Below are 21,135 nucleotides of genomic sequence, written 5' to 3' on the forward strand. Positions count from 1 at the left end.
CAAGTGTGCGGCGCTGGGTACCAGGTGCCCGGCCCCGCGAACGACTTCGCCGACGCCGCCGTCAGCCCGGCCGCCGGTCTTCTGCTGGACGACGTCCGGGGGTCCCTGGTCCGCGGGACCCCCTACTCGGCCGGTTCGACCCCGGCGCGCAGCAGACCGTAGGTGTACGCGTCCTCCAGCGCCTGCCAGGAGGCTGCGATGACATTCTCGGCAACACCGACCGTGGCCCATTCGCCGCCTCCGTCGCCGGTGGTGATCAGGACGCGAGTGATGGACTCGGTGCCGTGGCGGCCTTCGAGGATGCGGACCTTGTAGTCGATCAGCTCCAGCTTGGCGAGCTGCGGGTAGATCTTCTCCAGGCCGACCCTCATCGCCCGGTCCAGGGCGTTGACCGGGCCGTTTCCTTCGGCGGTGGCGACGATGCGCTCGCCCTTGGCCCAGAGCTTCACGGTGGCCTCGTTGGCGTGGGTACCGTCGGGGCGGTCCTCGACGATGGCGCGCCAGGACTCCGTACGGAAGTAGCGGCGGGCGCGCCCCTCGGCCTCGGCACGCAGCAGCAGCTCGAAGGAGGCGTCGGCGGCCTCGTAGGTGTATCCCTTGAGCTCGCGCTCCTTGACGCGCTCGACGACCCGGCCGACGAGCTCGCGATTGCCGCCGAGGTCGATGCCGAGCTCTCTGCCCTTGAGCTCGATGGAGGCGCGCCCCGCCATGTCGGAGACGAGCATCCGCATGGTGTTGCCGACCTGCTCGGGGTCGATGTGCTGGTAGAGGTCGGGGTCGACCTTGATGGCGGAGGCATGCAGTCCGGCCTTGTGCGCGAAGGCGGATACACCCACATAGGGCTGGTGGGTGGAGGGCGTCAGGTTGACGACCTCGGCGATCGCGTGCGAGATCCGGGTCATCTCCGCCAGTGAGCCCTCGGGCAGCACCCGCTTGCCGTACTTCAGCTCCAGCGCGGCCACGACCGGGAAGAGGTTCGCGTTGCCGACCCGCTCGCCGTAGCCGTTCGCGGTGCACTGCACATGGGTCGCACCGGCGTCCACCGCGGCGAGCGTGTTGGCGACCGCGCAGCCGGTGTCGTCCTGGGCATGGATGCCCAGGCGCGCGCCGGTGTCCGCGAGGACGGTGGATACGACGGCCTGGACCTGGGCCGGGAGCATGCCGCCGTTGGTGTCACAGAGGACGACGACATCGGCGCCCGCGTCGGCCGCGGTGCGTACGACGGACTTGGCGTACTCGGGATTGGCACGGTAGCCGTCGAAGAAGTGCTCACAGTCGACGAAGACTCGCCTGCCCTGTTCGCGCAGGTAGGAGACGGTGTCGCGGACCATCTCCAGGTTCTCTTCGAGGGTCGTCCGCAGGGCCAGCTCGACATGCCGGTCGTGCGCCTTGGCCACCAGTGTGATCACCGGGGCGCCGGACTCGACGAGGGCCCTGACCTGCGCGTCCGCGGCGGCCGTCGCGCCTGCGCGACGGGTGGCGCCGAAGGCGACGAGCTGGGCGTTCTGGAAGGTGATCTCCTGCTGGGCACGCGAGAAGAACTCGGTGTCCCGCGGGTTGGCGCCCGGCCAGCCGCCCTCGATGAAGCCCACGCCGAAGTCGTCCAGGTGCCGGGCGATGGTCAGCTTGTCCGCGACGGTGAGGTTGATGCCCTCGCGCTGCGCGCCGTCGCGCAGCGTGGTGTCGAAGACATGGAAGCTGTCGTCAGTCTCCGTGGTCATGGCTGAATTGACTCCTGTCGGATTCGTGGCTCCGGAAGTTCTGGCTCCACTTGCCCCCATCTTCGCGCGCGGTCCGCCTCGGCCGGGGTGGGGCCGTAAAACGAAAAAACCTCTCGCGGGTGCGAGAGGTCTGCGCGCGGGTCTGGGGCACGGTGCCGCTGCCGCGAGGGGTTGCTGTTCACGGGGTCAGCGGTCACTGCGGACCGGCGCGCTCTTGTCCATAATCATGGCGAACGAAAGCACGGTGGCAGTGTGCCACAGCGGACGCCGTGGGTGGACCGCGGTCTCACGATGCGGTCGCCGGGTAGGCCCGGGGCGCCGCCCCGGGCCCCCGTCCTCAATCGCCGACGGGGCGTACGTCCCGCCGGTCGGCCCGAATCGTCAGGCCTGCCGCCGCACATTCAAGCCCGTCCGGCGATTGAGGACACGCCCGGAGGGCGTGCGGGGGGCCCTCACGGGGTCGGGGCGCAGCCCCGGTTCGGGAAGGCCACGCAGGGTCAGGACATCCGCACCGGCACCGGCGGCTCCGCGCCCCGTTCCACCGCCACCCGGTTCAGATCGATGTCCCGCGTCTCCCGCATCATCAGGTACACCACCAGCGACACGGCCGCGCACCCCGCCACGTACCAGGAGAACCCCGCCTCCACCCCCGCGTCCTTGAACCACAGCGCCACGTACTCCGCCGTCCCCCCGAACAACGCGTTGGCGATGGCGTACGGCAGCGCGACGCCCAGGGCGCGGATGCCCGTCGGGAACAGCTCCGCCTTCACGCACGCGTTGATCGACGTGTAGCCGGTGATCACCACGAGCGCGAGCAGCGACAGGCCGAGCGCCGGCCAGAAGGAGCCCGCGTGCCGGAGCATCGTCATGATCGGCACGGTCAGGAAGGTCGAGCCGACCGCGAAGGTGATCAGGAGCGGACGGCGGCCGATCCGGTCGGAGAGCCGGCCGGCGAGCGGCTGGAGGCAGGCGAAGACGATCAGCGCGCAGAAGGAGACGAGGGTCGCGGTCTGCTTGGGCAGGCCGGCGGAGTTGGAGAGGTACTTGGTGAGGTACGTCGTGTACGTGTAGTACGCGACCGTGCCGCCCATGGTCAGCGCGATGACGAGGAACGCCTCCCGGCGGTGCGCCCACAGCGCCTTGATCGTGCCCTTGTCGCCCGCGGGCGTGTCGTCCGCGGACTCCTCGTACACCTCGGTCTCCAGCATGTTGCGGCGCAGGTAGAAGACGATCGCCGCACCCAGCGCGCCGATCACGAAGGGGATGCGCCAGCCCCAGCTGTGCAGGGCGTCGTCGGACATCGTGTGCTGGAGGACGATCTGCAGGCCGAGTCCGGCGATCTGGCCCGCGGTCATCGACACGTACTGGAAGCTGGAGGCGAAACCGCGGTGCTCGGGCGCGGACGCCTCGGTGAGGTAGGTGGCGCTGGCCGCGTACTCCCCGCCGACCGAGAGCCCCTGGAGGAGGCGCGCGAGCAGCAGGACGACCGCCCCGCCGTACCCGGCGACCCCGTAGGTCGGGGCGACGGCGATGAGGACGGCCGAGGCGGACATCAGGCTGACGGTGAGCGTCAGCGCGGCCTTGCGGCCTCTGCGGTCACCGACGCGGCCGAGCAGCCAGCCGCCGACCGGGCGCATGAAGAAGCCGACCGCGAAGATGCCGGCGGTGTTCATGAGCTTGGCGGTGTCGTTCCCCTCGGGGAAGAACGCCCCCGCGAAGTAGGTGGCGAAGCTCGCGTACACGAACCAGTCGAACCACTCGACCATGTTTCCCGCCGAGCCGACCCAGATCTTCTTCCAGTGCTCTCGTCCCATGATCCGGAACCGTGCCGGAGGGAGCCGGGGCGGACAAGGGTGCAGACAGCAACGATCGGGAGTACTTGTGTGCGTTACGTTCCCGGCAAGAGTGAGTCGTCGAGGAACTCCCGCACATGGGCCAGGACTTGCGGCCGTCCGGTGCCGGGGATGCCGACCGCGACATGGACGCTGAAGCCGTCGAGCAGGGCGCGCAGCCGGGCGGCGTAGCGGTCGGGGTCCACGGCGCGGAAATCCCCGCGGGAGATCCCTTCGGCGAGCAGCGCGACGAGGTCCCGGTGCCACGCCCCCTCGATGGCGGCCTGGCGGGCGCGGGCGTCGTCGTCGGCGCCCTGCGAGTGGTTCCAGACTTCGAGCCAGAGCGTCCAGTGCGGGTCGCGCGGCCCGTCGGGGACGTACAGATCGACGTACGCGTCGAGCCTCTCGCGCGGCGGGTCCAGCCGGGAGAGCAGGGCGCTGCGCTCCGTTCCGAGGCGCCCCTCGCTCCATTCGAGGGTCTGGAGGAGCAGCTCGTCCTTGGTGCGGAAGTAGTAGAGGAGATGTCCGCTGCTCATCCCGACCTCGCGGCCGAGCCCGGCCATGGTCAGCCCGTCGAGCCCCCGCTCGGCGATGGTGGCCATGGCGGCGGCGAGCACGGACTCACGGGGCGGCGCGATGTTGCGGCGGCGCTGGGCGGGCGTCATACGGCGGCCACCGGAGCGGCCGGACCGCGGCCGGCTGCCGCGCAGAGGAACACATTCACCCGTATGTTCTACCCGAATCAGACCTTCGGCTGCTGCTGTGTGACGCAGTGGATTCCTCCGCCGCCCGCGAAGACGGTCCGGACGTCGACCAGGGTCACCGTGCGGCCGGGGTAGAGCCTGCGGAGGATTCCGGCCGCGATCTCGTCGCGCGGGTCGTCGAAGGCGCAGAGCACGACACCGCCGTTGCAGACGTAGTGGTTGATGTAGGAGTAGGCGGCCCAGCCGCCGTCCTCCCCGCGCAGGACCGTCGGCGCCTGGATCTCGACGACCTCGAAGCGACGGCCCTTCGCGTCCGTCTGCAGCCTCAGCATCTCCACGTTCTCCTTGCAGAGCTCGTGGTCGGGGTGGGCCGGGTCGGGCTGGGTGTGGGCGACGATCACCCCCGGGCCGGCGAAGGCGGCGACCATGTCGACATGGCCGAGGGTGCCGAAGCCGTGCGGCGGGTAGTCCGCGCTGAGGCCCCGCTGGAGCCAGATCGCCTTGGTCGTGCCGAGCTTCGAGTGGATCTCGGCCTCGACCTCGTCCCTGGACCAGCCCGGGTTGCGCTCGGGGCCGAGCTGGACCGTCTCGGTGAGCAGGACCGTGCCTTCGCCGTCGACATGGATGCCACCGCCCTCGTTCACCAGGGGGGAGCTGTGGACGGACACGCCGGCGAGGTCCGCGACATGGCGCGCTATCTTCGCGTCGTGGTCCCAGGTGGCCCACTCCTGCGCGCCCCAGCCGTTGAACACCCAGTCCACGGCCGCCAGCCGGGTCCCGTCGGTGACGAAGGTCGGGCCGATGTCGCGCATCCACGCGTCGTCCAGCTCGCGCTCGACGAGGTCGATGTCCGGACCGAGGAGCGCGCGGGCTTCGTCCGTCTGCCCCGGGCCCACGATCATGGTGACGGGCTCGAAGCGGCGTACGGCCTGGGCGACGGAGGCCCATGCCTGCCGGGACTCTGCCAGGTCGTCACCTCTGAAGGTGAGGTTGGGGCCCGGCCAGGCCATCCAGGTGCGCTCGTGCGGGGCCCACTCGGGCGGCATGCGGAAGCTCATGGGTGGACTCCTAGAGGAAGTAGAGGCGGTTGAGGGAGATCGAGTCCGCGGGCTCGGACCGCAGCGGGTCGCCGTCGAGCGTGACCAGGCCGGTGTGCCCGTCGACGCCGACGTCACCGATACGGGAGTTGAGCCGCAGGTCGGCGGGGCCGATGCCGCGGGTGCCGCGTACCGCGACCCGGCGGCGACGCGTCGGCATCAGGTCGGAGCCCTGTTCGGTCGCCGCCTTGGCGACGAAGGCGACCGAGATATCGGCCGGTGTGGCGCCGTACCCGCCGAACTGCGGTCCGAGGACCAGCGGTTCACAGGTGTCCGTCGCGGCGTTCGGGTCGCCCGTCACTCCGTACGCGGGGAAGCCCGACTTCAGGACGAGCTGCGGCTTGGCCCCGAAGTACTGCGGTCGCCACAGCACGATGTCGGCGAGCTTGCCGACCTCGATGGAGCCGATCTCGTGCGCGAGCCCGTGGGCGATCGCGGGGTTGATGGTCAGCTTCGCCAGGTAGCGCAGCACGCGCGCGTTGTCGTCGTGCGTGCCGTCGCCGTCCATGGGGCCCAGTTCGGCCTTCATCTTCCCGGCCATCGCGAAGGTGCGGCGGACGGTCTCGCCCGCGCGCCCCATGCCCTGCGCGTCCGACGAGGTGATGCCGATCACCCCGAGGTCGTGCAGTACGTCCTCCGCGCCCATGGTTCCGGCCCGGATCCGGTCGCGGGCCATCGCCGCGTCGCCGGGCAGGTCGGTCTTGAGGTCGTGGACGGAGACGATCATCCCGTAGTGCTCGGCGACCGCGTCCCGGCCGAAGGGCAGGGTGGGGTTGGTGGAGGAGCCGATGACGTTGGGCACGCCCGCCATCTTGAGGACGTTGGGGACGTGTCCGCCGCCGCAGCCCTCGATGTGGAATGCGTGGACGGTACGGCCGTCCAGGACGCGCAGGGTGTCCTCGACCGAGAGGCACTCGTTCAGGCCGTCGCTGTGCAGGGCGACCTGGACGTCATGCTCCTCGGCGACCCGCAGGGCGGTGTCGAGGGCGCGGGTGTGCGCGCCCATGTCCTCGTGGACCTTGAAACCGGACGCCCCGCCCTCGGCGAGCGCCTCGACGAGCGGGGCGTCGTGAGAGGAGGAACCGCGGGCGAGGAAGCCGATGTTGACGGGCCAGGCGTCGAAGGCGCTGAAGGCATGCCCCAGCGCCCACGGGGAGTTGACGCCCACGCCCCAGACAGGGCCGAACTCCTGGCCGATGACGGTCGTGACGCCGGAGGCGAGCGAGGCCTCCATGATCCGCGGCGAGAGCAGATGGACATGGGTGTCGACGGCTCCAGCGGTGGCGATGAGGCCCTCGCCGGAGACGATCGACGTGCCGGTGCCTACGACGACGTCGACGCCGTCGAGGGTGTCGGGGTTTCCGGCCCGGCCGATCGCGTGGATACGTCCCTCACGGATACCGACGGACACCTTGCGGATGCCCTGGACCGGGTCGATGACCAGCACGTTGCTGATCACGATGTCACAGGTCTCGCGGACGGCGGCGGCCTTGAGGTGCAGTCCGTCGCGGGCGGTCTTGCCGCAGCTGGCGAGGAATTCGTCTCCGGGCTTCTGGGCGTCGGACTCGACGCGCACGACGAGCCCCGAGTCGCCGAGGACGACCCGGTCTCCCGCTCGCGGGCCGTGCACCGACGCGTACTCGTACGGGTCCATCAGGGCGCCTCCGCTCCCAGGTAGCCGCAGGCGGCGGCGCGCCGCAGGGCCTCTTCCTTCGCGCCCGGGGCGTCCAGCGGTCCGTCGACGAGACCGGCGAAGCCGATCGCGATCCTCTCGCCGCCGATGGGCAGCAGGCCGACCTCGGCCTCGCCCCCGGCGTCGAAGCGGACGGACGAGCCGGCGGGGACGCACAGGCGCATGCCGTACGCGACGGCCCGGTCGAAGGCGAGCCGGGGGTTGGCCTCGAAGAAGTGGAAGTGGGAGGTGACGCTCACCGGGACGGTGGCGGTGTTGCGGACGGTGAGCCGCAGGGCGGGCTCGGGTTCGGCGTCGGCGGGTCCCGGCAGGACCGCGCCGGGTGCACCGGCTCCCAGGCTGCCGCCCTCGACACTCCATGGGCCGCGTCTACTGGTACCGCGCCGGCTGGAACGAGCGGGCCACGGTGAGTCGGGCGATCGGCCCGGCGGTGGGTCTGGCCGCGGTCTCGACCTCGCTGTACGAGGGACCGCTGCCGGCGCTGTCCGGCAGCGTGGACTGCAGCTTCGTGCTGTCGGGTCTCGTGGGCGGCGCGAGCTGTCGGGTCTCGTGGGCGGCGCGAGCTGCCTGACGATGCGGCCTGTGCGGGCGCGGGCGGGCGAGCGTGCGGCCGACGCCGAGCCGGAAGCGGCCGTTCCTGATCTTCGCCGCGCGGGCCGGGCCCGCCCCCTGCCGTGCGGAGGGCGGGCCCGTCGGTGTTCGGCCTGCTCAGCCGATTCTGTGGGTCCAGCCGTGGATGTCCTCGGCCTTGCCCGTCTGGATGTCCAGCAGCGCCTTGCGCAGCTTCAGAGTGACCTCGCCCGGCTGACCGCCGGACTGCTTCCACTCGCCGCCCTCGGACTTGACCAGGCCGACCGGGGTGATGACCGCGGCCGTACCGCAGGCGAAGACCTCGGTGAGCGAGCCGTTCTCGGTGTCGGCCTTCCACTGGTCGATGGAGACGCGCGCCTCCTCGGAGGTGTAGCCGAGGTCCTTGGCGAGAGTCAGAAGCGAGTCACGGGTGATGCCGGCGAGCAGCGAGCCGGTCAGCTCCGGCGTGATGATCCGGTCCCCGTACACGAAGTACAGGTTCATGCCGCCCAGTTCCTCGACCCACTTGTGCTCCACGGCGTCGAGGTAGGCGACCTGGTCGCAGCCCTTCGAGGCGGCCTCGGCCTGGGCGAGCAGGGAGGCGGCGTAGTTGCCGCCGGTCTTGGCGTCGCCCATGCCGCCGGGGACGGCGCGCACGCGGTCCTCGGAGAGCCAGATCGAGACCGGCTTGACGCCGCCGGGGAAGTACGCGCCGGCGGGCGAGGCGATGACGATGAACAGATACTCGTTGGCCGGCCGCACACCCAGGCCGACCTCGGTCGCGATCATGAACGGGCGCAGATACAGGGAGTCCTCGCCGCCGTGCGCCGGCACCCACTCCTTGTCCTGCTGGACCAGCGCGTCGCAGGCCGCGATGAAGGTCTCGACCGGCAGCTGCGGCATCGCCAGACGGCGGGCGGAGCGCTGGAAGCGCTCGGCGTTGGCCTCGGGCCGGAAGGTGGCGACCGAACCGTCGGGGCGGCGGTAGGCCTTGAGGCCCTCGAAGATCTCCTGCGCGTAGTGCAGGGTCATGTTGGCCGGGTCGATCGACAGCGGCGCGTACGGGACGAGCTCCGCGTCGTGCCAGCCACGCCCCTCCGTCCACTTGATCGTCACCATGTGATCGGTGAAGTGGCGGCCGAATCCGGGGCTGGCCAGGATCGCCTCGCGCTCCGCGTCGGACAGCGGGTTCGAGGAGGGCTTGAGCTCGATCGTGGGCGTCGTCATGAGTGCAGTGTCCTTCACCGGTTGTTTGTGACGGACCGCGCTCACGCCGCTACTACTGCTAGGACGTCCGAGCTTTCCCGCATGCTGCGGCCCCACGTTCGATTATCGCTCGCGTGACACCGTGCGAGGAACGGGGTGAATGCGGTCCATGATGAATGGTGGCACCCGGAGGCCGCACAGGAAAAGCCGCCGGGTGCGGAAGCGACCCGGCGGCCTGAGGGGAACCGACGGGTCAGCCCGCTACTCGTACCGCGAGCGCGTCGCCGATCTCGTCCGTCGTACGGACCGTGCTGCCGTCGCGCAGCGCCAGATCGGCGGAGACTGCCTCCTCGATGCGCACGGCCTCGGCCTCGAAGCCGAGGTGGCGCAGCAGAAGGGCGACGGACAGGATCGTGGCCGTCGGGTCGGCCTTGCCGGTGCCCGCGATGTCGGGCGCCGAGCCGTGGACGGGCTCGAACATCGACGGGAAGGCCCCCGTCGGGTTGATGTTGCCGGACGCGGCCAGGCCGATGCCGCCGGTCACGGCGGCGGCGAGGTCGGTGAGGATGTCACCGAAGAGGTTGTCGGTGACGATGACGTCGAAGCGCTCCGGCTGGGTGACGAAGAAGATCGTCGCAGCGTCGACGTGCAGATAGTCGGTGGTGACCTCGGGGTACTCCTGGCCGACCTTGTCGAAGATGTTCTTCCACATGTGGCCGGCGTAGACGAGGACGTTGTTCTTGTGGACCAGCGTCAGCTTCTTGCGGGGACGGGCGTTCGCCCGCTCGTAGGCGTCGCGGACGACCCGCTCGACGCCGTACGCGGTGTTCAGGCTGACCTCGGTGGCGACCTCGGCGGGCGTGCCGGTGCGCAGCGAGCCGCCGTTGCCGGTGTACGGGCCTTCGGTGCCCTCGCGGACGACGACGAAGTCGATGTCGGGGCGGCCGGCCAGCGGGGTCGCGGTGTTCGGGAACAGCTTCGACGGACGCAGGTTGACGTAGTGGTCGAAGGCGAAGCGGAGCTTGAGGAGCAGACCGCGCTCCAGCACGCCGGACGGCACGGACGGGTCGCCGATCGCGCCGAGCAGGATGGCGTCGTGGTTCTTCAGCGAGTCGAGCTCCGCGTCGGGAAGGGTCTCTCCGGTGCGGTGCCAGCGCTGGGCGCCGAGGTCGTACTCCTTGGTCTCCAGCTTCACGTCCTGCGGAAGGACAGCCGAGAGGACTTTGAGGCCCTGGGCCACGACCTCCTGGCCGATGCCGTCACCGGGGATCACTGCGAGATTGATGCTGCGAGACATGTCGGGCACCCTACTCCGCGTCCCACCCCATGACACGTACTGTCCACGATCCGGACGTGCGCCCGGAGGACGGATGCGCACGGGTGCGGATGCGCACAGAACGGCGGAAGGCGCGGGTGTCCTGGTGGTGACGGGTCCTGACTAGTGACCGGTGGAGCCGCCGTTGTCCCTGCGGTCGAGAGCTCGCTGCAGGGCGGCGGCGGCGTTCTTGCGGTCGGACTCGCTCGTACGGGACGAGTGGCGGACGCGGCGGGCGGTCTCAGCGGGCATGGTGATCGACTCCTTGAAATCACAGATGATTCGAGGCGCCGGAAGGGGCGGGGAGCCGTGCCGCAGGGGTTGCCTGCGTGGGGGCACTTGCTCTCGACCGCCATTCGCTGGATCGAGCGAGACGTTCGGCTTCTACAAAGCTAGGACAGGCACGCGCTCCTGTCTCTACAACTAGTCGGACTTCCTACTATCTGAGACGGCGATCACCAGGAGAGTGCAGCGGACCGCAGGTGGCCTGCCCAACCTCGTACCGACGGACAGCGTCCTGCCGGGGCCAGGGGGCCGGAGCGGCGAGCGTGAGCGGCGACGTTGCCCGCGCGGGGCGGACCCCGCTCCGGACCGGGGACTTGCGGGGCCGGCGGTGTCAGAGCAGGTCGCCGTCGCGCCAGTCGAAGACCAGTGGCCCGGGCGGCTTCGGGAGCGGACGGGCGGCGGCGGAACGCAGGAAGGTGGAGCCCTCCTCGCCCGGGAGCCTCACCACCGAGTCCGGACCGAGGGCCTCGATACGGCCCGGCCACAGCCGCCAGCCACGGGCCCGGTACAGCGCGGCGCCGTCGTCGGACGCGGAGAGGGCGCCGAACTCGTACGCGCCGTCGATCACCCGCTCCAGCGCGTCCATCACCAGGCCACCGAGGCCGCGCCGCCGCCGGTCGGCGCGGACCGCCACCGCCTCGACGTACCCGATCCGCAGGCTGCGGCGGGCGTGGATCACGCGGCGCTGGACCACACTGCCGTGCGCGACGAGCTCGCCGTCCTCGTACACCAAGGCGTGGACACCGCCCAGGCTGTGGTCCCAGTCCTCGTCGCTGAAGTCGCCGTCGAACGCGTCCGCCAGCAGGGTGCGGATCTCAAGGAGTTCGGCGGGGCTCAGCTCGAAGGTGTGAGCGGTGCGGGACGACTCGGTCATGCTCCGCATCCTCTCCCGGAGCGCGGTCGGCTGCGCGCCTCTCCGGCTTCTTCCCGCACTCGCGCAACCAGCGGGTTGCACGAGCCCCCATGGACGTGCAACCATTGGGTAGCACATCAAGTGAAGGCCCGACCAGGAGGCTGAGATCGATGAGCAAGGACCGGATCGAGCGGGAGATCACCATCAAGGCCCCCATGGAGCGCGTGTGGGCCGTACTCACGGAACCCGAGCACGTCGGCTCGTGGTTCGGCCAGGGCAAGCCGACACCCGTCGACCTGCGCCCCGGCGGAACCATGATCCTCGACCACGGGGAGTACGGACGGTTCCCGACCACGGTCGTGAAGGTGGATCCCCCGCATCACTTCTCGTACCGCTGGGCCAGCGCGCACCCCGGCGAGCAGGCCGTCGAGGGCAACTCCACGCTGGTGGAGTTCACCCTCACCCCGGACGGCGACGGCACCCGCCTGCGCGTGGTCGAGACCGGCTTCGCCAACCTCACCATCCCGGAGGACAGGGTGCGCACCGCCGGATACGAGGGCCACTCGGAAGGCTGGAGCAGCCAGGTCGAGAACATCAGGCAGTACACGGAGCGACTGGACGCATGACAGCGGAATCGGACCAGGAGGCGGTGACGGAGGTCCTGTCCGCACTGGCGGACCCGACCCGCCGGCGGATACTCGACGCCCTCTCCGTACACGGCGAGGCGACCGCCACGGTCCTGGCGACGGAGCTGCCGGTCAGCCGGCAGGCGATCGTCAAACACCTCGCGGTCCTGACCCGGGCCGGCCTGGTGGCCGGTCACCGGGAGGGCCGCGAGGCGCGCTACACCGTCCTGCCCGAGCGGCTGAACGTCACCGCGCGATGGATGGACCGCGTCGCCTCGGAATGGGACACGCGACTGTCGGCCATCAAGCGTCTGGCCGAGGCGGAACCACAGGACTGAGGCGCCCGCCGGGGATGCCGATCCCCCAGAGAGTGACGCCCCCGCAGCACGAGGGCGGCCGGCCCGGCACCCGACCCGGTCGGCCGCCCTCGACGGCCCCGCCCACGCCACCTAACCTCTTAATTCATATTGACAGGTTAGATGGCGTCATGATCCCCTGTGCCTATAACCGATCCACAAGGCATGAGGGGTTAGAAATGGTTCACCATCGCACCGCCACCGTCCGGGGCCACGAGATCTTCTACCGCGAGGCCGGCGCAGCCGACGCCCCCGTACTGCTGCTTCTGCACGGCTTCCCCACCAGCTCGCACATGTTCCGTGACCTGATCCCCCTGCTCGCCGGCCGCTACCGCGTGATCGCTCCGGACCACCTCGGCTTCGGCCGGTCCGCGACCCCGCCCGCCGACGCCTTCCCCTACACCTTCGACGAACTGGCGTCCCTGACCGCCGAGTTCACCGACGCGATCGGCCTCACCCGCTTCGCGCTCTACATCCAGGACTACGGCTCGCCCATCGGACTGCGTCTGGCCCTCGCCCACCCCGATCGCATCACCGCGATCATCACCCAGAACGGCAACGCGTATCGCGAAGGCCTCGGCGACGCCGCGTGGGCCCCGATCCTCGCCCTGATCGCGAACCGCACCCCCGAGACGGAGGCACCGGTCTGCGGCCTCCACTCGCTGGAAGTCATCCAGTGGCAGTACACCCACGGGGTCCCCGAAGAGCACCGCTCCCTGCTCAGCCCCGACGCCTGGCATCACGACGCGGCCCTGATGGCGCGCCCCGGACAGGACGCCATCCAGCTCGACCTGATGGCGGACTACGGCTCCAACTTCGACCTCTACCCGGCCTTCCAGGAGTACTTCCGCACGAGCCGGGTCCCGCTGCTGGCGGTCTGGGGCGCCCATGACGAGATCTTCGTCCCCGCGGGCGCGGAGGCGTTCCGCCGCGACCTCCCGGACGCGGAGATCCATCTGCTCCCGACGGGCCACTTCGCCCTGGAGACCCATGCCGGGGAGATCGCCGGGCTCATCGACCGCTTCCTCGTCCGCGTCGGCGTCGGCGTCCACGACGGTGTCCATGTCTCACGAGCGGATTCGGCGGCATCGTCCGCGCCCTGCTGAGCGGCCGCCGGCCCCACCCCACCGTTTCCCTCACCCGGTCAGGGGCATCCGCCCTACCGGGAGGTTCACCGATGAACGCACGAACGATGACGCTCCGTGGACGCGCCGGAGCCCGCAGGGCGGCCGACAGTTCCGCCGTCGACGCCGCCGCGCGCTGGGGGTTCGTCGCCCGCGGGGCGATCTATCTGCTCGTCGGGACTCTCGCCCTGCAGATCGCCTTCGGCGAGGGCGCCAAGCAGGCCGACCGCGGCGGCGCACTCGCCGAGCTGTCGGACAAACCGATGGGATCGGTCCTGCTGTGGGCCCTGGGCGCGGGACTGGCCGACATGGCCCTGTGGCGGCTGTCCGAAGCGCTGTTCGGCGCCGCCGGGCCCGACGGCCGCAAGGCGGGCAAGCGCCTGCTGTCCGCGGGGCGCTGCGTCTTCTACGGTTTCGTCGCCTACTCCGTCCTCGCCTTCGCCGCGGGCGACCGGAGCAGCGGCAGCGGGTCCAGCGACCAGCAGTCGCAGGACGTCACGACCAAGGCGCTCGATCTGCCTGCCGGCCAGTGGATCGTCGGCATCGTCGGCGCCGGCGTCGCGGGCGCGGGGATCTGGGTCGGCGCCCGCGCCATGATGCGGAAGTATCACAAGCATCTGAAGCTCGGCCAGATGTCCCGCGGGACCAGGCGTTTCGTGGACGTGACGGGCGTCGGCGGCGGCGCGGCCCGCGGGATCGTCTTCACCGCGATCGGGGTGTTCGTCGTCCGTGCGGCCGTCGAGTACCAGCCGGACCGGGCCAAGGGCTTCGACGACACGCTGCGCACGTTCGCCGGGACCCCGGCGGGTCCGTGGCTGCTGGCCGCCGTCGCGGTGGGCCTGGCGCTGTTCGGCGTCTTCTCCTTCGCCATGGCGCGCTGGCGCCGGGTCTGAGAGCCGGCCGCCGGGCCCCAAAGCCGCCGGGCCCGAAAGGCGACCCGGCTACGCGGACACCCTGCGGGTCAGCTCCTTCGCCACTCGTTCGACCCACTCGCCGAACTCCTGCCGGTGATGCGCCTGCCCCGCGCACAACGCGCTGACCTGGGCGTCGGTGAGCCGGTTCGGCCCGTCCATCGCCAGCAGGCCGCTCATCTCCCGCAGTACGGAAGCCAGCCGCACCGCGTCCGAGTGCTCGATCGGGTCGACCCCGTGTCCGGGGCCCAGGGTCGTGGAACCGGGCATCACGCCCTCCTTCCGGTGCCCCCTTCCAGCAGCGTAGTCCCGCGGGACCTGAACCGCCCCCGTCCGGCATGGGGGCCGGGCGGGGGCGGGATCGGTGCTGGGCCGCGGGGCCTCAGCCATGTGCGGGTACGAGCAGGGGGGCCTCAGCCCATGTGCGGGTACGAGTAATCCGTCGGCGCGACCAGCGTCTCCTTGATCGCGCGGGTCAGCGTCCAGCGCATCAGGTTCTGCGGGGCGCCCGCCTTGTCGTTGGTGCCGGAGGCACGGCCGCCGCCGAAGGGCTGCTGGCCGACGACGGCACCGGTGGACTTGTCGTTGATGTAGAAGTTGCCCGCGGCGTACCGCAGCTTCTCCATCGTGTGCGCCGCAGCCGCGCGGTCGTTGGCGATGACCGCGCCGGTCAGGGCGTACGCCGACACCGACTCCATCTGCTCCAGCATGGCGTCGTACTCGTCGTCCTCGTAGACGTGGACCGCCAGGAACGGGCCGAAGTACTCGGTCGAGAAGACCTCGTTGGCCGGGTCCGAGCACTCGACGACCGTCGGGCGGACGAAGTAGCCCACCGAGTCGTCGTAGGTGCCGCCCGCGACGATCGTGCAGCTGTCGTCGGCCTTGGCACGGTCGATCGCGGCCTTGTTCTTGGCGAAGGCACGGTCGTCGATCACGGCGCCCATGAAGTTCGTCAGGTCGGTGACATCACCCATCGTGATCCCGTCGACCTCCGCCGCGAACTCCTCCTTGAAGCCGGAGTTCCAGATCGAGGCGGGGATGTACGCACGCGAGGACGCCGAGCACTTCTGGCCCTGGTACTCGAAGGAGCCGCGGGTCAGCGCGGTCTTCAGCACGGCCCGGTCGGCGCTCGGGTGGGCGACGACGAAGTCCTTGCCGCCCGTCTCACCGACGATGCGCGGGTAGGAGCGGTACTTCTCGATGTTGCTGCCGACCGTCTTCCACAGGTGATGGAAGGTCCTGGTCGAGCCGGTGAAGTGGATACCGGCCAGGTCGCGGTGGTTCAGGGCCACCTCGGACACGGCGATGCCGTCCCCCGTCACCAGGTTGATGACGCCCTTGGGCAGACCGGCCTCCTCCAGCAGCCGCATCAGCAGTACGGCGGCGTGCGTCTGCGTCGGGGACGGCTTCCACACCACGACGTTGCCCATCAGGGCGGGGGCGGTGGGCAGGTTGCCTGCGATCGCGGTGAAGTTGAAGGGCGTGATCGCGTAGACGAAGCCCTCCAGCGGACGGTGGTCCAGACGGTTCCACACACCCGGCGAGTTGGCGATCGGCTGCTCGGCGAGCAGGTCGCGGGCGTACTTGACGTTGAAGCGCCAGAAGTCGACAAGCTCACAGGGCGTGTCGATCTCGGCCTGCTGCGCGGTCTTCGACTGGCCGAGCATGGTCGAGGCGGCGAGCGTCTCGCGCCAGGGACCGGCCAGCAGCTCGGCCGCGCGCAGGATGATCGCGGCGCGGTCGTCGAAGGACATCGCGCGCCACCCGGGCGCGGCGGCCAGCGCGGCGTCGATCGCGTCCTGCGCGTCCTGCTGCGTGGCGCCCGCGAAAGTGCCGATCACGGCCTTGTGGTTGTGCGGCTGTACGACGTCGACACGCTCGCCGCCGCCCATCCGCTGCACGCCGCCGATGGTCATCGGCAGCTCGATCGGGTTCTCGGCCAGCTCCTTGAGCTTGGCTTCCAGACGGGCGCGCTCGGGGGTGCCTGGGGCGTAGCCGTGCACCGGCTCGTTGACCGGGGCGGGGACCTGGGTGACAGCGTCCATGAGTTCCGTGACTCCTTGTGAGGGGTGGGAGGGCTCAGCCCTTGGTGATCATCGAGCGGACGAAGAAGAGGAGGTTGGACGGCTTTTCGGCGAGGCGGCGCATGAAGTAGCCGTACCAGTCGGTGCCGTACGCCGTGTAGACGCGCATGCGGTGGCCCTCGTCCGCGAGCCGGACGTGCTCGTCGCTGCGGATGCCGTACAGCATCTGGAACTCGTACTCGTCCAGTTTGCGCCCTGCGCGGCGGGCGAGCTCCTGCGTGATGGCGATGAGCCGCGGATCGTGGGACCCGATCATCGGGTAGCCGTCGCCGTCCATCAGGATCCTCAGGATCCGGACGTACGCCTTGTCGATCTCGGCCTTGTCCTGGATCGCGACGGAGGCGGGCTCCTTGTAGGCGCCTTTGACGATGCGCACACGGCTGCCCGCGGCGGCCAGGCGGCGCGCGTCGTCCTCGGTGCGGAAGAGGTACGCCTGGATCACACAGCCGGTCTGCGGGAAGTCCTTCCGCAGCTGATCATGGATGGCGAACATCGAGTCGAGGGTGGTGTGGTCCTCGGCGTCCAGGGTGACCGTGGTGCCGATCGCGGCGGCGGCCTCGACGACCGGGCGGACGTTGGCGAGCGCCAGCTCGTGCCCGCCCTCCAGGGACTGGCCGAACATCGACAGCTTGACGGACATCTCGGCCTTGGTGCCGAGGCCGAGCCCTTCCAGGTGCTCGATCAGCTCCAGGTAGGCGTCGCGGGCGGCGGCGGCCTGCTCAGGTGTGGTGATGTCCTCGCCCACCACGTCCAGGGTGACTTCGAGCCCCTTGCCGACGGTGTCCTTGACGATCGGAACGACCTGCTCGACCGTCTCACCGGCGATGAACCGGTCGACCACCTGCTTGGTCCCCGGGGCTGCCGAAACGAAACGGCGCATCTTGTCGCTGCGCGAGGCGGCGAGGATCACTGGACCCAGCACAGGGACCTCCACGGAGAGTACGGACAGAGCCGAAACGGAACGCAACGGAACCGGAACGACACCAAGAACCACCGTGAAACCTAAGGATCACTCCGATCCTCGGCCATCGACAGCTGTCACGCATCCGTGTCCCCGATCTCAGACATATGTCTGAAGGGGTGCGAGAATGTCCGCGTGAAGGGCGATTACCAAGACCTGGTCGACGAGATCTCGGCGCTGCTGGCCGTCCCCGCGACGCTGGAGAACCGCGACTTCGGCCTGATCGCCTTCGGCGCGCACGACAGCGACAGCGCCTTCGACGAGACGACCCTGGACCCGGTCAGGACCCGCTCGATCCTCACCCGCACGTCCACCCCGGCCGTCCGCGCCTGGTTCGAGGGCTTCGGCATCGCGCGGGCGACGGGCCCGGTCCGCATCCCCGCCGCGCCGGACGCGGGGGTCCTGCGCGACCGGATCTGTCTTCCCGTACGCCACCGGGGCATCGTGCTCGGTTACGTATGGCTGCTGGACAGCACCCCGGGGCCCACGCAGGACCAGTTGGCCTCGGCGATGAAGGTCACGGACCGGATCGGCACGCTCCTCGCGGACGAGGAGCGTGCGGGGGCGGATCTGTCGCGGGAGCTGCGCGCGGTCCTCACGGCGGAGCGCGGCTGGCAGTACGACATGGCGGTGGCGGCCCTGCGTGCCGCGCTGGGCGGTGCGGAGGCGGACGGTCTGCACACGGTGGTGTGCGTGACGCCGTGGGCGGAGGCGGACGCCCCTTCGTCACGTTCGCTGCCGGGGGCGGCGGCGCTGTGCACGGTGCCCCGGGGTGCGGTGGGAGCCGCCGAACAGGCCGACCGGGCGGGCGCCGCCGGGCAACACGCGACGAAGGGCGACGGCCCGGCGCAGGAGGGGGAGGGCCCTGCGCCGGTGTACGGCGACGAGAGCGCGCCCGGCGCCCTGGCGGTTCTTCTGCGCCTGCGCTCGGGCGACAACCTCTCCCCCGCCCTCACCGCCGCAAACCGACTGCGCGACGGCGCGGGAAGCAGGGCGGCGACCGCCGGGATCGCGACCTCCCGCCGCGGGCTCGCGGACCTCAACACCGCCTGGCTGGAGGCCACTTCGGCGGCCCGCGCCGCCCGTGCCCAGCCCAGGCTCGGACCGGTCGCCCAGTGGTCGGGCATCGGCCCGTACCGCATGCTGACCGTGCTGCCCGCGGACCCGGCCCACGACCCCGCCGTCCGCGAGCTGCTCGACCGCTCGCACGCCGAACTGGCCCGGACCGCCGAGGTCTTCCTCGACCACGCGGGCCAGGCGGGACGCACCGCCGCCGCGCTGGGCATCCACCGGCAGACCCTCTACTACCGCCTGTCCCGGGTGGAGGAGCTCACGGGCCTGGACCTGGACGAGGGCGAGGACCGGCTGTTGCTGCACATGGCCCTGAAGACGGCGCGGCTCTAGAAACGAAGGTGCGGCGCGCTCCGGGTACGGAGGTGCGGCAGGGCTCCGGGAGCATTCGGCGCCCCACGACCGACGGCATGTGCCGGAGCCGGAACCCGCGCGCGCTCACTCCTGTGCCGACCGGTCCTCCAGCACCGCCAGCAGCCCGTCCGTCAGCTCCTTCGCCGAAGGCGCCGTGTCCGGGTCGACCAGCCACTGGATCATCACACCCGCCACCAGCGCCTGGTAGAAGAGCCCTGCCACGCGGGCCTTCTCCGGATCGGCCTTCGGGTCCAGGCCGCCGAACCCCTCGGCCATGCCCTGGCGGCCCTCCTCCTGCGGCCCCCTGATGGCGTCGCGCAGCTGCTCGTCCTCGTCCAGCCGCGAGACGACCTCCAACTGGAGCTTCCAGACCGGCCGACTGCTGTCGAACGAGGCGATGACCTGCTCCCAGGTCTTCTCGAACCGCTCCAGCGGGTCGGACGGCAGTTTCGCGCCCTCCTTGCCGCCCGGGCCGACCGCGTCCCCCCACTCCTCCGTCACGGCGAGGAAGGCCTGATTGAGCAGGGCCTCCTTGGATCCGTAGTGGTAGCCGATGGAGGCCAGGTTGGTGCCGGAGGCGGCGACGATGTCACGCGCGGTCGTCCGGGCGTAGCCCTTTTCGAGCAGGCAGCGCTTCGCGCCCTCAAGCAGATCCTCACGATGTCCCATGTCAGCAGGCTACCGCTCTGGCATACAGCCGTCCTATACCTTCGTTTTACACAAACGTACTAGACAGTTGTTTTATACGGCCGTACATTGCTCGGCATGACGAACTCCACCGCGCTCCGCGCCGGCCGCCGGGAATGGACCGCCTTCGTGGTCCTCCTGCTGCCCCTCCTTCTGGTCTCGATGGACGTCTCCGTCCTCTACTTCGCCATTCCGGCGATCAGCCGCGAGCTGGACCCGAGCAGCACCCAGCAGCTGTGGATCTTCGACATCTACGGCTTCGCCCTCGCGGGGCTCCTGATCACCATGGGGTCGCTCGGCGACCGCATCGGCCGCCGCAGGCTCCTGCTCATCGGAGCCACCGCCTTCGGGATCGCCTCGATCGGCGCGGCATACGCGCAGAGCGCCGACATGCTCATCGCGGCACGGGCGCTGCTCGGCATCGGCGGAGCGACCCTGATGCCCTCGACCATGGCCCTGGTCCGCAACATGTTCCAGGACGACAAGCAGCGCACCCGGGCGATCGGTATCTGGTCCGGTGCCATGGCAGGCGGCATCGCGCTCGGATCGGTGCTGAGCGGCATCATGCTCAACCACTTCTGGTGGGGCTCGGTCTTCCTGATCAACGTGCCCGCGATGCTGCTCCTGCTGGTCCTGACACCTGTGCTGGTACCGGAGTTCAAGGACCCGAACCCCGGCCGCTTCGATCTGCTGAGCGTGCCCCTCTCGATGGGGACCGTGCTCCCGGTGGTCTACGGACTCAAGGAGATCGCCGCCGAGGGCCCGAGCCTCAGCCGCGCCCTGTACGTCGTGGCCGGGTCGGCCGTCGGCGCGCTCTTCGTGCGCCGCCAGCGCAGCCGCGCCGACGCGATGATCGGCCGGGACCTCTTCCGGGGCCGCGGTTTCGGCGCCGGGATCGCACTCAACACCATCGCCGCGTTCGCGATGATGGGCTCCGCCTACTTCACCACCCAGTACCTCCAGTCCGTGCTCGGTATGGGCACCATGGAGGCCGCGCTGTGGAGCATGGCCCCGTCCCTCGCCATCGGTGCTGCCGCCCCGGCGGCCTCGGCGCTCGCCCAGCAGGTGGACCGGGCCCATGTCATCGCCGGCGGATTCCTCGTCGCCGCCGCGGGATTCGCCCTGCTCACCCTCACCGGCACCGATTCCCTGGCCATGCTGCTGGCCGGCGCGGCCGTCATGGGCTGCGGCATCGTCACCGTGATGGCCCTGGTGTCGGACCTGGCGCTGGCGAGCGCTCCGGCCGAGAAGGCCGGTTCCGCCGCCTCGCTGCTGGAGACCGGCCAGGAGTTCGGCGGCGCGCTGGGCATGGCCGTCCTCGGGTCCATCGGTACGGCCGTCTACCGCGGCGACCTCGCGGACTCCGCCCCGCAGGGCGTGCCCGCCGGCGCGCTGGAGACCGTCCGGGAAACGCTGGCCGGCGCCACCACGGTCGCCCGGCAACTCCCGGACAGCCTGGGGGACCCGGTACTGGCCGCCGCCCGGGACGCCTTCACCCACGGCATGCACCTGGCGTCGGCCGGCGCCGTCGTACTGCTGGTCGCCGCCGCGGTGCTCGCCGCGACGCTGCTGCGCAGCCCCCGGGCCAAGGACACCGAGGCCGAGCAGCCCGAACTGGTGGGCGTCCACTGACACATGGCCGTAGAAAAGGGCCCGGCTCTCAGGAGAGCCGGGCCGTTCGTCGT

General features: G+C 70.5%; 20 protein-coding genes and 1 pseudogene. 7 read left to right on the plus strand and 14 right to left on the minus strand.

Translation table 11 applies throughout. From position 1 onward, the window contains the following. Nucleotides 1-122: 122 nt before the first annotated feature. From cimA to OG293_RS09315, 6 genes and pseudogenes are all read right to left on the minus strand, one after another. On the minus strand, nucleotides 123-1,721 hold the full coding sequence (gene cimA / locus OG293_RS09290; protein WP_405998289.1) for a citramalate synthase: 1,599 nt from the start codon (nucleotides 1,719-1,721) through the stop codon (nucleotides 123-125). 497 nt (nucleotides 1,722-2,218) lie between these two features. Beyond that, on the minus strand, nucleotides 2,219-3,535 hold the full coding sequence (locus tag OG293_RS09295) for an MFS transporter (protein WP_405998290.1): 1,317 nt from the start codon (nucleotides 3,533-3,535) through the stop codon (nucleotides 2,219-2,221). Nucleotides 3,536-3,609: 74 nt separating this feature from the next. Continuing rightward, nucleotides 3,610-4,218, minus strand: coding sequence for a TetR/AcrR family transcriptional regulator (locus OG293_RS09300; RefSeq protein ID WP_405998291.1), 609 nt, complete (start codon nucleotides 4,216-4,218; stop codon nucleotides 3,610-3,612). Nucleotides 4,219-4,295: 77 nt separating this feature from the next. Continuing rightward, complete coding sequence (locus tag OG293_RS09305) at nucleotides 4,296-5,315, minus strand: agmatine/peptidylarginine deiminase (protein ID WP_405998292.1); 1,020 nt, start codon at nucleotides 5,313-5,315, stop codon at nucleotides 4,296-4,298. A 10-nt stretch (nucleotides 5,316-5,325) separates the two neighbouring features. Beyond that, nucleotides 5,326-7,008: an urease subunit alpha gene (locus OG293_RS09310; RefSeq protein WP_405998293.1), complete on the minus strand. Its 1,683-nt coding sequence runs from the start codon at nucleotides 7,006-7,008 to the stop codon at nucleotides 5,326-5,328. Next, nucleotides 7,008-7,394, minus strand: a pseudogene (locus tag OG293_RS09315) (urease subunit beta); the annotation flags it as partial. The gene OG293_RS09310 and the pseudogene OG293_RS09315, both read right to left, overlap by 1 nt. Nucleotides 7,395-7,405: 11 nt before the next feature. On the opposite strand from OG293_RS09315, the gene OG293_RS09320 reads away from it, so the two are divergent. Continuing rightward, nucleotides 7,406-7,618, plus strand: a complete 213-nt coding sequence (locus OG293_RS09320; protein WP_406003547.1) for a cytosine permease — start codon at nucleotides 7,406-7,408, stop codon at nucleotides 7,616-7,618. Between the two features lie 137 nt (nucleotides 7,619-7,755). Here OG293_RS09320 and OG293_RS09325 read toward each other — a convergent pair whose 3' ends face one another. From OG293_RS09325 to OG293_RS09340, 4 genes are all read right to left on the minus strand, one after another. Continuing rightward, nucleotides 7,756-8,844: a branched-chain amino acid aminotransferase gene (locus OG293_RS09325; RefSeq protein WP_405998294.1), complete on the minus strand. Its 1,089-nt coding sequence runs from the start codon at nucleotides 8,842-8,844 to the stop codon at nucleotides 7,756-7,758. Nucleotides 8,845-9,076: 232 nt separating this feature from the next. After that, complete coding sequence (locus tag OG293_RS09330; RefSeq protein ID WP_405998295.1) at nucleotides 9,077-10,120, minus strand: 3-isopropylmalate dehydrogenase; 1,044 nt, start codon at nucleotides 10,118-10,120, stop codon at nucleotides 9,077-9,079. A 141-nt stretch (nucleotides 10,121-10,261) separates the two neighbouring features. Beyond that, complete coding sequence (locus OG293_RS09335) at nucleotides 10,262-10,390, minus strand: hypothetical protein (protein WP_326652808.1); 129 nt, start codon at nucleotides 10,388-10,390, stop codon at nucleotides 10,262-10,264. 364 nt (nucleotides 10,391-10,754) lie between these two features. Then, on the minus strand, nucleotides 10,755-11,297 hold the full coding sequence (locus OG293_RS09340; RefSeq protein WP_405998296.1) for a GNAT family N-acetyltransferase: 543 nt from the start codon (nucleotides 11,295-11,297) through the stop codon (nucleotides 10,755-10,757). A 149-nt stretch (nucleotides 11,298-11,446) separates the two neighbouring features. On the opposite strand from OG293_RS09340, the gene OG293_RS09345 reads away from it, so the two are divergent. From OG293_RS09345 to OG293_RS09360, 4 genes are all read left to right on the plus strand, one after another. After that, on the plus strand, nucleotides 11,447-11,902 hold the full coding sequence (locus OG293_RS09345; protein WP_405998297.1) for an SRPBCC family protein: 456 nt from the start codon (nucleotides 11,447-11,449) through the stop codon (nucleotides 11,900-11,902). Next, nucleotides 11,899-12,240 (plus strand): ArsR/SmtB family transcription factor, encoded by a 342-nt coding sequence (locus tag OG293_RS09350; protein ID WP_405998298.1) that lies wholly within the window; start codon nucleotides 11,899-11,901, stop codon nucleotides 12,238-12,240. The genes OG293_RS09345 and OG293_RS09350 overlap by 4 nt, the downstream gene beginning before the upstream one ends. A 197-nt stretch (nucleotides 12,241-12,437) precedes the next feature. Then, nucleotides 12,438-13,364 carry an alpha/beta fold hydrolase gene (locus tag OG293_RS09355; RefSeq protein ID WP_405998299.1) on the plus strand — a complete coding sequence of 309 codons (927 nt, stop codon included), beginning with the start codon at nucleotides 12,438-12,440 and terminating at the stop codon, nucleotides 13,362-13,364. A gap of 71 nt (nucleotides 13,365-13,435) precedes the next feature. Further along, the gene (locus OG293_RS09360; RefSeq protein ID WP_405998300.1) at nucleotides 13,436-14,275 is read left to right on the plus strand and encodes a DUF1206 domain-containing protein; all 840 of its coding nucleotides are present in this window, start codon (nucleotides 13,436-13,438) and stop codon (nucleotides 14,273-14,275) included. Between the two features lie 48 nt (nucleotides 14,276-14,323). On the opposite strand, the gene OG293_RS09365 is transcribed toward OG293_RS09360, so the two are convergent. The 3 genes from OG293_RS09365 to OG293_RS09375 form a co-directional block, all read right to left on the minus strand. Continuing rightward, nucleotides 14,324-14,563 carry a hypothetical protein gene (locus OG293_RS09365; RefSeq protein ID WP_405998301.1) on the minus strand — a complete coding sequence of 80 codons (240 nt, stop codon included), beginning with the start codon at nucleotides 14,561-14,563 and terminating at the stop codon, nucleotides 14,324-14,326. Nucleotides 14,564-14,706: 143 nt separating this feature from the next. Next, the gene (pruA, locus tag OG293_RS09370; RefSeq protein ID WP_405998302.1) at nucleotides 14,707-16,338 is read right to left on the minus strand and encodes an L-glutamate gamma-semialdehyde dehydrogenase; all 1,632 of its coding nucleotides are present in this window, start codon (nucleotides 16,336-16,338) and stop codon (nucleotides 14,707-14,709) included. Between the two features lie 34 nt (nucleotides 16,339-16,372). Further along, a complete protein-coding gene (locus OG293_RS09375; protein ID WP_405998303.1) occupies nucleotides 16,373-17,299 on the minus strand; it encodes a proline dehydrogenase family protein in 927 nt (308 codons plus the stop codon). Between the two features lie 174 nt (nucleotides 17,300-17,473). Here OG293_RS09375 and OG293_RS09380 point away from each other — a divergent pair, with 174 nt between their 5' ends. Next, a complete protein-coding gene (locus OG293_RS09380) occupies nucleotides 17,474-18,742 on the plus strand; it encodes a PucR family transcriptional regulator (RefSeq protein ID WP_405998304.1) in 1,269 nt (422 codons plus the stop codon). 105 nt (nucleotides 18,743-18,847) lie between these two features. Here OG293_RS09380 and OG293_RS09385 read toward each other — a convergent pair whose 3' ends face one another. After that, nucleotides 18,848-19,432: a TetR/AcrR family transcriptional regulator gene (locus tag OG293_RS09385; protein ID WP_405998305.1), complete on the minus strand. Its 585-nt coding sequence runs from the start codon at nucleotides 19,430-19,432 to the stop codon at nucleotides 18,848-18,850. Nucleotides 19,433-19,528: 96 nt separating this feature from the next. Between OG293_RS09385 and OG293_RS09390 the strand changes: the two genes are divergently transcribed. Then, the gene (locus tag OG293_RS09390) at nucleotides 19,529-21,082 is read left to right on the plus strand and encodes an MFS transporter (RefSeq protein WP_405998306.1); all 1,554 of its coding nucleotides are present in this window, start codon (nucleotides 19,529-19,531) and stop codon (nucleotides 21,080-21,082) included. Nucleotides 21,083-21,135 lie beyond the last annotated feature (53 nt).

Source organism: Streptomyces sp. NBC_00829, from assembly GCF_045161795.1.
Lineage (GTDB): Bacteria > Actinomycetota > Actinomycetes > Streptomycetales > Streptomycetaceae > Streptomyces.